Origin of the sequence: Azospirillum sp. B4, from assembly GCF_000333275.1 — a bacterium.
Classification (GTDB): Bacteria; Pseudomonadota; Alphaproteobacteria; order Azospirillales; family Azospirillaceae; genus Nitrospirillum.
Genome location: NZ_BACU01000427.1, coordinates 1 through 11824 on the forward strand (window position 1 = coordinate 1; position 11824 = coordinate 11824).

Annotated in this window: 8 protein-coding genes; 5 read left to right on the forward strand and 3 right to left on the reverse strand. The window is 70.4% G+C overall.

The annotated features are described in order from the left end of the window. Both I55_RS18880 and I55_RS18885 read left to right on the forward strand, forming a co-directional pair. Positions 1–455, forward strand: a 455-nt coding sequence (locus tag I55_RS18880) for an ABC transporter permease (protein WP_044562132.1), incomplete at its 5' end; no start/stop codon positions are given. 4 nt (positions 456–459) lie between these two features. Continuing rightward, complete coding sequence (locus tag I55_RS18885) at positions 460–1587, forward strand: ABC transporter permease (RefSeq protein ID WP_044562133.1); 1128 nt, start codon at positions 460–462, stop codon at positions 1585–1587. 2 nt (positions 1588–1589) lie between these two features. On the opposite strand, the gene I55_RS18890 is transcribed toward I55_RS18885, so the two are convergent. Next, positions 1590–2438 (reverse strand): SDR family oxidoreductase, encoded by an 849-nt coding sequence (locus I55_RS18890; RefSeq protein ID WP_044562134.1) that lies wholly within the window; start codon positions 2436–2438, stop codon positions 1590–1592. 174 nt (positions 2439–2612) lie between these two features. Here I55_RS18890 and I55_RS18895 point away from each other — a divergent pair, with 174 nt between their 5' ends. From I55_RS18895 to I55_RS18905, 3 genes are read left to right on the forward strand one after another with little or no spacing between them, the layout of a single operon-like run. Beyond that, a complete protein-coding gene (locus I55_RS18895) occupies positions 2613–3920 on the forward strand; it encodes an HlyD family secretion protein (RefSeq protein ID WP_064742518.1) in 1308 nt (435 codons plus the stop codon). Further along, on the forward strand, positions 3917–5467 hold the full coding sequence (locus I55_RS18900) for a DHA2 family efflux MFS transporter permease subunit (protein ID WP_044562135.1): 1551 nt from the start codon (positions 3917–3919) through the stop codon (positions 5465–5467). Before I55_RS18895 ends, I55_RS18900 begins: the two co-directional genes overlap by 4 nt. Further along, positions 5464–7020, forward strand: a complete 1557-nt coding sequence (locus I55_RS18905) for an efflux transporter outer membrane subunit (protein ID WP_085940055.1) — start codon at positions 5464–5466, stop codon at positions 7018–7020. Before I55_RS18900 ends, I55_RS18905 begins: the two co-directional genes overlap by 4 nt. A gap of 8 nt (positions 7021–7028) precedes the next feature. On the opposite strand, the gene I55_RS18910 is transcribed toward I55_RS18905, so the two are convergent. Then, a complete protein-coding gene (locus I55_RS18910; protein WP_252181210.1) occupies positions 7029–8585 on the reverse strand; it encodes an amidase in 1557 nt (518 codons plus the stop codon). 96 nt (positions 8586–8681) lie between these two features. Then, positions 8682–11824: autotransporter domain-containing protein (locus I55_RS38555; RefSeq protein WP_252181211.1), on the reverse strand; the 3143-nt coding region annotated here is incomplete at its 5' end.

Below are 11824 nucleotides of genomic sequence, written 5' to 3' on the forward strand. Positions count from 1 at the left end.
CTGCTGGGCAGCAACTGCCTTACATCGCCATCGCCTTTTTCAACTACGCGGTCATGGTGGTGATGGCGCTGGTCATCTTCCAGGTGCCGTTGAAGGGCAGCTTGGCCGGCCTCAGCCTGGGGGCGCTGGCCTATGTCATGGCCACCACCGCGCTGGGCCTGCTGGTGTCCTGCTTCGTCAGCACCCAGACGGCCGCCGTCTTCGGTACCGCCATCGTCACCATGCTGCCCACCATCCAGTTTTCCGGCATGATGCAACCGGTCTCCACCCTGTCGGGCATGCCGCGCCTGCTGGGCACCCTGTTCCCCACCACCTATTTCGTGAAGACGGTGGTGGGCGCCTTCACCAAGGGGCTGTCGCTGGCGGAGCTGACGCCCTTCCTGGTGTCGCAGGCCGCCTTCTTCCCCGTCCTGGTGCTGGCGGCGGCCGTGCTTTTGCGCAAGCAGGAGGCCTGACCCCATGACGGCCTTCCGCAACTTGGCGACCCTGGCGCGCAAGGAACTGGCGGGCCTGCTGCGCGACCGCTTCATGCTGTTCTTCGTGCTGTACGCCTTCACCGGCATGATCTACCTGCAGGCGACCGGCATCAGCCACGAGCTGCGCAACGCCTCCATCGCCATCGTGGACGAGGACCAGTCGCCCCTGGCGCTGCGTTTCCGCTCCGCCTTCCGCGGGCCCGATTTCCAGACCCCCGCCCTGATCGCCAAGGGGGAGGTGGACCGGGCCATGGCCGACGCCCGCTACACCTTCGTACTGGACGTGCCGCCTGACTTCCAGGCCGACCTGCTGGCCGGGCGGGGGGCGGAGCTGCAGATCCTGGTGGACGCCACCGCCATGATGCAGGCCGGCATCGGCGCCGCCCAGATCCAGTCGGTGCTGAGCGACGAGGTCACGCGCTTCCTGGCCCGCGACAAGACCTCCACCGCCCCGGACGCGGTCAGCGCCCAACTGCGCTTCGCCTTCAACCAGTCGCTGGAAACGACGCGCTTCACCGGGCTGATGGCCATCCTGTTCAACGTCACCATGCTGTCGGTGCTGCTGACCGGCGCCGCCGTCATCCGGGAGCGGGAGCACGGCACGCTGGAGCACCTGCTGGTCATGCCGGTGCGCCCGCTGGAGATCATGGGGGCCAAGGTGCTGGCCAACGGCCTGGTGGTCCTGGGCATGACCGCCCTGTCCATGGTCCTGGTCATCCGCTGGGCGCTGGGCATCCACCTGGCGGGATCCGTGCCCCTGTTCCTGGCCGGCACCGCCGTCTACCTGTTCTTCACCACCGCGCTGGGCATCTTCCTGGCCACGGTGGCGCGGTCGATGCCGCAGCTGGGCCTGCTGTTCATCCTGATCGTCCTGCCGCTGAACCTGCTGTCGGGCGGCAACACGCCGCTGGAGAGCATGCCGCTGTGGCTGCAGCGGATCATGCAGTTCTCCCCCGCCACCCAGTTCGTCGCCTTCGCCCAGGCCATCCTGTACCGGGGGGCGGACATCACCCTGGTCTGGCGCCCCTTCGCCGCCGTGGCCGGCATCGGCGCGCTGTTCTTCTGCCTCAGCCTGTGGCGTTTCCGCCGACACCTGGCGGCGTCGCGCTGACCTCAGGAGTTCACGATGGTCCCGCCGTTGGGGTGCATGACCTGGCCGGTCATGTATGAAGCCTCGTCACTGGCCAGGAAGACGTGGCAGGACGCCACCTCGTTGGGCTGGCCCGGCCGGCCCATGGGCGTGTCCTTGCCATGCTCCGCCACCTTCTCCGCACCGAAGGAGGCGGGGATCAGCGGCGTCCAGATGGGGCCGGGCGCCACGGCGTTGACGCGGATGCCGGCATCCGCCAGCAGTTGCGACAGGGATCGGGTGAAGGCCAGCACGGCCCCCCGGGTGGCGGAATAGTCCAGCAGGTGCGGGCTGCCCTTGTAGGCGGTGACGGAGGTGGTGTTGACGATGGCGCCGCCCCGCGTCATGTGCTGCAAGGCCATCTTGGACATGAAGAAATAGCCGAAGACGTTGGTGCGGAAGGTGCGCTCCAGCTGTTCCGCGGTCAGGTCGCCCAGTCCGCCGGTGGTGTGCTGCTCGGCGGCGTTGTTGACCAGGATGTCCAGCTTGCCGAAGGTGGCCACCACCTTGTCAACCGCCTCGCGGCAGAAGGCCTCACCGCCCACGTCGCCGGCGATGGCCAGGCCCCGCGTCCCCTCCGCCTCGATCAGCGTCACGGTGTCGGCCGCGTCCTCATGTTCGTCCAGATAGACGATGGCCACGTCCGCCCCTTCGCGCGCCATCAGCACGGCGACGGCGCGGCCGATGCCGCTGTCGCCGCCGGTGATCAGCGCCACCTTGCCCTTCAGCCGGCCGGCGCCGGGGAAGCGGGGGGCGTAGTCCGGCGGCGGCGTCATCTCACGCTCGCTGCCCGGCTGGTGGTCCTGCTGTTGCGGGGGGATGGCGGTGGTCATGGGGCGGGCTCCTGCGTTGCTGGCCCCAGCACAACGCCGGCCCGGCCCCCGGGTTCCCACCAGCCGCTATCCGCTTGGGGGCGCTCAAAAAAGGCGGGCAGGGCCGCATTGTCACGGAACAAGCGGACATCGTGGTCCGTTTAGGGCCGACGACTCCCCAGCCGCAGGCCCCCGATGAGCGACGCCCCGGAAAACGACGGCCCGGAAAACGATGACCGCAAGTCGGAGCAGAAGGCCCACCAGGACAATCCCAAGGACGACAAGGACACGAAGGGCGACAAGGGCAAGGAGGAGGAAAAGAAGCCCTCCCCCCTGGCCAATCCCCGGGTGCGCATCGGCCTGATCATCGCGGCCGCCGTCATCGTCGCGGCGTTGATCGCCTGGGGGGTCTACTATTGGACCACCGGCCAATATGAGCAGGAAACCAACGACGCCTACCTGCAGGCCGACATGGTCACCGTGGCGCCCAAGGTGGGCGGCTACGTCGACCAGGTCCTGGTGGACGACAACCAGCTGGTGGAGCCGGGCCAGCCGCTGGTGAAGATCGACGAGCGCGAGCCCCGGGCCAAGCACGACCAGGCTCTGGCCCAGGTGGAGCAGGGCCGGGCCGCCATCGCCGAATACCAGGCGCAGATTCGCCGGCAGGAGGCGACCATCGCCCAGGCGCTGGCCCAGCTGGCGGGCGCCCGCAGCAAGGCGCTGTTCGCCCAGCGCCAGGTGGACCGCTACACCCCCCTGGCCGCCAGCGGCGCGCAAACGGTGGAACAGCTGGACCAGATGCGCCAGACCCGCGACCAAGCCAAGGCGGAGGCCGCGGCCGACGAGGCGCAGGTGGATGGCGCACGACGCCAGATCGACGTGCTGAACGCCCAGATCCGCAGCGCCCAGGCCCAGGTGAACCAGGCGCAGGCCCAGGCCGATCAGGCGGACGTGGACCTGCGCAGCACCCTGGTGGTCAGCAGCGTCCGGGGCCGGGTGGGCGACCGCACCGTGCGGGTGGGACAGTACGTCCAGACCGGCACGCGCCTGATGTCGGTGGTCCCGCTGGACGGCATCTACCTGATCGCCAACTACAAGGAAACGCAGATCGGCCTGATGCGCATCGGCCAGCCCGCCACCTTCACCGTCGACGCCGTGGGCGGTGGGGAATTCCATGGCACGGTGGACAGCTTCGCCCCCGGCACGGGCGCGCAATTCGCCCTGCTGCCGCCGCAGAACGCCACCGGCAACTTCACCAAGATCGTGCAGCGCGTGCCGGTGCGCATCCGCGTCGAGGCGGGGCCGGAGGCGCGCAAGGTGCTGGTGCCCGGCCTGTCGGTGGTGGTCACGGTGGACACCATCGGCGCCAAGGGTGAAGGCAAGCGCATCAAGGAGGAGGCCGAGCGCACCGAGGAGCGCCGCGAGCGCGAGCATGACGACGCCGTGCGCCGCAACAAGGAGGATGAGAAGGCCAACCAGCTGCAGAACGGGGCCGGACGATGAGCGGGGACAAGGCCGGCGGCGGCGCCTGGCTGGCGGTGGCGGCCGGCACCATCGGCGCGCTGATGGCCACGCTGGACGTGTCCATCGTCAACGCGGCCCTGCCCCTGATCCAGGGCGAGGTGGGCGCCAGCGGCAGCGAGGGCACCTGGATCTCCACCGCCTACCTGGTGGCAGAAATCGTGATGATCGCGCTGGCCGGCTGGTTCGTGCGCATGCTGGGCCTGCGCACCTTCCTGCTGATCGTCACCACCGGCTTCGTGCTGTCGTCCATGGCCTGCGGCATCTCCGACAACCTGGTGCAGATGATCATCGGCCGCATCGGCCAGGGCATGACCGGCGGCGCCATGATCCCCACCGCCATGACCATCGTCTCCACCCGGCTGCCACCCAGCCAGCAGCCGGTGGGGGTGGCCATGTTCGGCGCCACCGCCGTGCTGGGTCCCGTTCTGGGCCCCGTCATCGGCGGATACCTGGCGGAGAACGCCAGCTGGCACTACGCCTTCTTCCTGAACCTGCCCATCGGCCTGGCCCTGCTGGGCCTGCTGACTGTCGGCCTGCCGGCGGAGAAGGGTGACTGGGGCCAGCTGGCCCAGGCGGACGTGCTGGGCATCGTGGGCCTGACGCTGGGCCTGGGCTGCCTCACCACCCTGCTGGAGGAAGGCCAGCGGGAGCGGTGGTTCGAATCCGACATGATCAACACCCTGGCGGCCGTTTCCATCATCGGCTTCCTGATGCTGATCGCGGGGCAGTTCGTGGCGCGCCGGCCGGTCATCGGCCTGGACATCCTGTTCGACCGCAGCTTCGCCAGCGTCTTCGTCATGAGCCTGGTGGTGGGCGGGGCGCTTTACGGCCTGCTGTACCTGATCCCGCAGTACCTGGCCAACGTGCCGGGCTACAACCCCGAGCAGTCGGGCTACATCGCCATGATCAGCGGCGTGCCCACGCTGATGCTGATGCCCCTGTTCCCCCTGGCAGTGCGGCACATCGACGTGCGCCTGGCGGTGGCCATGGGCCTGGGCTTTTATGGCATCAGCTGCATGCTGAACAGCCACCTGACGCCCGACATCGCCGGGCCGGAGTTGGTGGGACCGCAGCTGCTGCGCGGCGTGGGGCAGTTCTTCTCCATGCTGTTCCTGAACCAGGCGGCCACGGCGTCCGCCGGCAAGGACCGGGCGGAGGACGCATCCTGCCTGTTCAACGCCGCGCGCAACCTGGGCGGCTCCTTCGGGCTGGCCGTCATCTCCACCCTGCTGGACCAGCGCGCCACCCTGCACGTCAACCGCATCGGCGAGAGCGTCACCTACAATTCCCCCGATGGACAGGCCTATGTCGCCCGCCTGACCCAGGCCTTCGCCAACGGCGACCTGGAGGCTGGGCGCCAGCGCGGCTTGGCGGTGTTCACCCAGCAGGTGGCCCATCAGGCCAGTGTCCTGACCTACAGCGACCTGTTCTGGCTGTTCGGCATGATCCTGTTCGGGTCCATTCCCCTGGTGCTGATGATGAAACCCCTGCCCAAGGGCGGCGCGCCCGGCGGAGGGCACGCATGATGCGCGGCACCCTCCTCCCTCATCCTTTGCTGCTGGCCCTGCTGCTGGCCGCCTGCACGGTGGGGCCGGACTACAAGGGCCCGCCGGAAGTGGCGCCAACGTCGCAGGCCGCCGGCCACTTCCAACGGACCGCCGCCGCCCCGGTTGACGCCGCGACCCCGCCCGCCCGCTGGTGGGACGGCATGAATGACGCGGAGCTGACGCGCCTGGTGGATCTGGCGCTGGCCACCAGCCCCACCCTGAAGGTGGCGGAAGCCCGCGTCGTGGAGGCCCGCGCCCTGGTGGCGCAGCAGCGCGCCGCCCTGCTACCGCAGGGCAATGCCACCGCGCTGGCGGCCAAGGCCCGCATCCCCACCGGCGCCCTGGCCACGGCGGACAACCAGATCAACGCCGCCCTGGCGCGGGAGGCCATCACCAACCCCGAGCTGTTCCCCGGCGGCACGCCGCCCCATGTCGACATCCCCAACCATGTCACGACGGAGCTGTACAACGTCGGCTTCGACGCGCGCTGGGAGCTGGACCTGTTCGGCGGCACCCGGCGTCAGATCGAGGCGGCGGCGGCCCAGACCGACGCCGCCGCCGCGCGGGTGGAGGACGCGCAGGTGCAGCTGGCGGCGGAGGTGGGCCAGGCCTACGTCAGCCTGCGCGACACCCAGCAGCGGCTGGACCTGACACGCGCGTCCAGCGCCGCCGAACACCGCATGCTGGACCTGACCGTGCAGAAGCGCCGCCTGGGCACCGCCACCGACGCCGACGTGGCCCGGATGGAGGTGCAAGCCCGCCAGACCGATGCCCAGATCCCGCCGCTGGAGGGCCAGGTGGAGCAGGCGATGGACCGGCTGGCCCTGCTGACGGCACAGGAACCCGGGGCGCTGGACGCCGAGCTGACGCCCATCCATCCGCCCAATCCCCCGGTGCCCCTGCCGCCGGCGGTGGTGGCGGTGGCCGACCCCGCCGCCCTGCTGCGCCGCCGCCCGGACATCCGCGCGGCCGAACGCCAGCTGGCGGCCAGCAATGCCGGCATCGGCTATGCCGTGGCCCAGCTGTTCCCCAGTGTCAGCATCTTCGGCAGCATCGGCTTCGGCTCCAACAAGGTGGACACCCTGTTCCAGAGCAGCAGCCTCAGCATGATCGGCGCGCCGATGCTGAGCTGGAACGTGCTGGATTGGGGCCGCGTGCGCGCCCGGATCCGGCAGGCCAGCGCCGCCAACCAGGAAAGCCTGGCGCAATACCAAAGCACGGTGCTGCAGGCCCTGCAGGACGCGGAAGCCGCCCTGTCGCGCTACGGCCACCAACGACAGGCCACCTTCCAGCTGGCAGGCGTGCTGGAGGTGGCCACCCGTTCCGCCCAGCTGGCGGAGCAGCGCTATCGCGGCGGCACCGCCACGGCGCTGGAGGCGCTGGACGCGGAACGCCAGCGCCTGCAGGCGGAACAGGGCCTGGCCCAGGCCCAGGCGGAGACCAGCACCGATTACATCGCGCTGCAGAAAAGCCTGGGCCTGGGTTGGCAGCCGGTGGACCCGGCGGCCCTGCCCGATCCCCCGGATTATTGACGGCCGGATTATTGACGGCGCGCGCGTTCGAAGGCGTGACCGGCTTGCAGCAAGGCGGCGTCGCTCCAGCGCGGGCCGATGAAGCTGAGACCCACGGGCATGCCCTGCACCCCGCCCATGGGCACCGTCAGGTGCGGATAACCCGACACCGCCGGCAGCTGGGCGGCCGACGGTCCCTCATAGCGGTCACCGTAGATCAGATCGGACAGCCAGGCCGGGCCGTAGGTGGGGGACACCAGGAAGGCCACCTGGTTGGCTTGCAGCAGGGTATCCAACCGGTGGGCGGCGATGGCGTGGACCCGCTGAGCGGCGGCCTGGTAGGCCGGGTCGGTCAATCCGGCCGTCGCCTGCGCCCGTTCAAACGACTCCTGGCCGAAATAGGGCATCTCCGCCGCCGCGTTGGCCTGGTTGAAGGCGATCAGGTCGGCCAGGGTACGGGTCCTCACCATTGGCGGCGTGGTCGCCAGGTAGGCGTTCAGGTCCGCCTTGAACTCCGTCATCAGCACCAGCCCCTCATCGGCGCCCAGGCCATCGACCCGCGCCTTGCCCACCTCCACCAGGATGGCGCCCGCGCGCGCCAGGGTGGCCAGCGCCTGGTTGAACAGGGCGGTGGTCTTGGGCTCGCCGTCGAAGTCCCGCAGGACACCGATGCGCACGCCCTGAAGGCTGGCACCGGCCAGACCGGCGGCGTAGTCGGTCCTGCGGGTATCAGCCTCCGCCGTGGCGATATCCGCCGGGTCCGTCCCGGCCATCGCCCCCAGCATCAGGGCCACGTCGGCCACCGTCCGCCCCATGGGGCCGGCCGTGTCCTGGCTGTGGGAGATGGGCACGACATGGGTGCGCGATACCAGACCCAGTGTCGGCTTCAGCCCGACGATGCCGGTCATGGAGGCCGGGCAGGTCACCGAGCCGTCCGTCTCCGTCCCCACCGCCAGCGGCGCATAGCCCGCCGCCACCCCCACCGCCGAGCCGGAGGAGGAGCCACAGGCGCTGCGGGCGGGGTCAACGGGACTGGCAGTCAGGCCGCCCACGGCGCTCCACCCTGAGGCCGCCTGGTCGGACCGGATGTTGGCCCATTCCGACAGGTTGGCCTTGCCCAGGATGATGGCGCCGGCGGCGCGCAACCTGGCGACCAGCGGCGCGTCCCGCCCGGTGACGTTGGCCGCCAGGGCCAGGGAGCCGGCGGTGGTGGCGACGGGGTCGCGCGTCTCGACATTGTCCTTCACCAGGATGGGGATGCCGGCCAGGGGTCCCAGCGGCCGGCCCGCCTTCGCGGCCGCATCCACCGCGTCGGCCGCCGCCAGGGCGTCCGGGTTCACGGCGATCACGGCATGCAGCGCCCCGTCCCGCACCCTGATCCGGTCCAGCGCCGCCTGGGTTAACTGCCGCGCGGTATAGGCGCCCTGGACCAAATGTGCCCGGATATCGGCGACCGGCGCGCCGCCCTCCAGATCCGCCCGGGCCAATCGACCGCCGTCCGTCGGCGTCGACTGGCATCCCGCCAGGAAAAGGCCCATGGGAACAAGAATGGTACCGGCCAGAACACCCCGGACTGACAACGACATGCGGCCCCCTTGCCTGCTTTCACGCGCAAGTCTCGGGGAACGCTCCGCCGCTGGCAAGATAAGGAAGGGGCGCCAACCCGCGCCCCTTCTCTTTCTCTAGAAGTCCCAGCTGGCGCGCAGGACGCCGGAGTGGCCCTGGTAGTCGCGGCGCAGTTCGCCGTTGTACTCCAGGCGCAACTTGAACCCGTCCGACTGTTCCACCGTGGCGCCCAGGGCCAGGCCCAGGCCGTCCGGCTGCGGCCGGCCGGTGGTGCTGGCGAAGCTGACACCCGCCAACGCGCCGGTGGTGGCGATGGGCCCGTTCAGATAGTCGTGCACCCAGAACACCCGCAGGTCTGGGAACAGGCGGCCGATGCCGGTGTCGAAGCGGGTGTCCAGCTTCACCCCCAGCTCCTGCGTCAGCGCGTTGGTCGCCAGCGCGTCGACCGCGATGTTGGCCGCCCCGGCGTCGCGCTCCTGATAGGCGTGGTTGGTCAGCCGCACCGCCCGCAGGCTGACCTGCGGCGCCAGGGTGAAGTCGGCCGCCAGCGGCAGGTCGTAGCCCACCGTCACCTTGCCCAGGTACTGCTCCCCACCATAGTTGGCGTTGGCGCGGGCGCCCAGGAACTGGATGGCGCGCCGCTGGTCGAAGTGGTTGTAGCCGAAGCCCACCTGCCCTTCGACCGACAGCTTCTGGTCCGCCCATTCCGGACGCCAGACGCTATAGGCTGTCAGCTGGTAGCTGCCCACCCGCGTGGTGCTGCCCGCCATCACCCCCTGACCCACCGAGGCGCTGTTGATCCAGCTGAACGCCAGGCCCGCCATCACCTCATCGTTGGCGAACCAGTCGGCGCCCAGCACCAGGCCGCTGCTGCTGGCCCGGTAGCCGGCCGCCTCCGTCGTCGTGCCGCGCAGCACGCCGCCGCCCAGGATCTCGCCCCAGATCGCCCCCTCCCGGCCTTCGGAGCCGGCGGCGGCCCCCTTGCCGGATCCATCCATCAGGCCGGCCACCGTCTGCTGATGCTGACTGATGGCCGTGGTGGTGGGCGTGACCGCGACGGCGGTCAGCTGCGGCGTCAGCTGGCTGGGCGCCAGCTGCGCCACCGCCACCTGCTTGGCCTCCGGCGTCAGTGTGGCCAGCGGCGCCAGCACCTGCTGGGTGAACGCCGCCACCGCAGCATTGCTGGTGATGCTGGTGGAGGCCAGCGCCGCGATCTGATCCAGCGCGGCGCCAGAGCCCACCGCCGCACCGCCCTGGGCCACGCCCACGGCGGTGTAGTTGGTGGCGGTGCCCGCCACCGTCACCACCAGGTCGGTGTTGGACCCCACCGTCACCACGTTGCTGGTAACGGTGTAGCCGGTGGCGCTGAAGCTAACGCCGCTGAGGCTGAGGCCGCTGCCGGCCGCCGCGATGGTGTAGGTGCCGGCCTGCAGGGCGTTGCCCCCGGCACCCTGCAGCGCCACGGCACCGCCCGTCAGGCTGGCGCTGCCGCTGATCACCAGATTGCCGTAGGCGCTGGTGGAGGTCACGCCCACCACCAGACTGCCGCCCGTCTGGCTGTAGCTGCCGGTGATGTTCACGGCGCTGGTCACCAGCAGGGTGGCCCCGCTGTTGATCACGCTATGCGTGCCGACGTTCACCGCGTCCGCCAGCCGCACCGTGCCGCTGGCCAGCCGCAGGTTGGACAGGCGGTTGTCGATGGTGCCGCCGGTGAACACGCCCCCCGACACCGTGCCGCCGCCCGTGACCACCAGGTCGTTGGAAGACAGGTTGGTGATGGCGCCGCTGATCGTGCCGCTGTTGGCCAGCGTCCCCAGCGTGCCGGTGCTGGCGATGTACAGCGCCGTGGCCCCGCCCGCCGTATTGGCAAGTGTGCCGGTGACACTGAGGTTGGCCAGGCTGCCGCCGATGTAGTCGTTGCCGGCGACCGCCAGCAGGCTGGACCCGCTGGTGGTGGCCTTGGCGTCCAGGCCGGTGACGCCGCTGGTCACCGTGGCCCCGGCGTAGCTGGACCCCGCCCCACCCTGGATCAGCGTGGTGCTGTCGCCCACCAGGACGTTGGCCGTGGCGCTGGCCCCGGCATTGACCACGCCGCCCGTGACCATGGCCGCCCCGCTGACCGACAGGACGTGCCCGCCGGTGGCCAACGTGCCGCCGCTCTGGCTGAAGGCGCCGGTCACCGCAACGTCGCCAGCCAAGGCGATGTTGGCCCCGGCGTTGCTGACCGTGTGCGTGGCCACGTTGATCGCATCCGCCAGGCTCACGGCGCCCGAGGCGAAGATGACGTTGGCGGCCGTGTTGCTGATGGTGCCGCCGCTGAAGCGGCCCACGGTGTCGTTGGCCCCGCCGGTGATGGTCAGATCCCGAGCCGACTGGTTGACCACGTTGCCGACGATGGTGCCGGTGTTGGCCAGGCTGCCCAGCGTGCCGGTGCTGGCGATGTACAGCGCCGTGGCCCCGCCGGCCGTGTTGGCCAGGGTGACCGTCACGCCGAGGCTGGACAGGCTGGCGCCGATGTAGTCGTTGCCCGCCACCGCCAGCAGGCTGTTCCCGCTGGTGCGGCCGCTGGCGTCCAGGCCGGTCACGCCACTGGTCACCGTGGCCCCGGTGTAGCTGGAGCCAGCCCCGCCAGTGATCAGGGTGACGCTGTCACCCACCAAGTAGTTGCCGGTGCCGTCGACGCCGGCGTTGACCACGCCGCCGCTGACGGTGGCGACCCCGCTGACGCTCAGCACATGGCCACCGACGGTCAGGGTCCCGGCAGACTGGCTGAAGTTGCCGGTGACCGCGATGTCGCCGGCCAGCGCGATGCTGGCGCCGGTGTTGGCCACCGTGTGGCTGCCCACGGTGATGGCGTCACCCAGGCTGAGCGTGCCCGAGGCGAACACCACGTTGGCGCTGGTGTTGCTGATGGTGCCGCCGATGAAGGTGCCCACCGTGCCACCGGCGCCACCGGTGATGCTCAGGGTGTTGGCGCTGAGGTTGACCACGTTGCCGCTGATGGTGCCGCTGTTGGCCAAGGCCCCCAAGGTACCGGTCGAGGCGATGTAGAGGGCCGTGGCCCCGCCGGCGGTGTTGGCCAGACGACTGGTCACCGACAGGGTACCGTAGGCGGCGCCGATGTAGTCGTTGCCGGCGACGGCCAGCAGGCTGGTGCCGCTGGTGGCGCCCAAGGCGTCCAGGCCGGTCAAGCCGCTGACCACCGTGGCCCCGGTGTAGGTCGAGCCATTGCCACCCGGATCAGGNTGACGGTGTCGCC

What these genes read in the sequence shown, in the direction of transcription:
- I55_RS18890 (WP_044562134.1), bottom strand. Translation starts at nt 2,438, where the DNA reads ATGACCACCGCCATCCCCCCGCAACAGCAGGACCACCAGCCGGGCAGC.
- I55_RS18895 (WP_064742518.1), top strand. Translation starts at nt 2,613, where the DNA reads ATGAGCGACGCCCCGGAAAACGACGGCCCGGAAAACGATGACCGCAAG.
- I55_RS18885 (WP_044562133.1), top strand. Translation starts at nt 460, where the DNA reads ATGACGGCCTTCCGCAACTTGGCGACCCTGGCGCGCAAGGAACTGGCG.
- I55_RS18900 (WP_044562135.1), top strand. Translation starts at nt 3,917, where the DNA reads ATGAGCGGGGACAAGGCCGGCGGCGGCGCCTGGCTGGCGGTGGCGGCC.
- I55_RS18905 (WP_085940055.1), top strand. Translation starts at nt 5,464, where the DNA reads ATGATGCGCGGCACCCTCCTCCCTCATCCTTTGCTGCTGGCCCTGCTG.
- I55_RS18910 (WP_252181210.1), bottom strand. Translation starts at nt 8,585, where the DNA reads ATGTCGTTGTCAGTCCGGGGTGTTCTGGCCGGTACCATTCTTGTTCCC.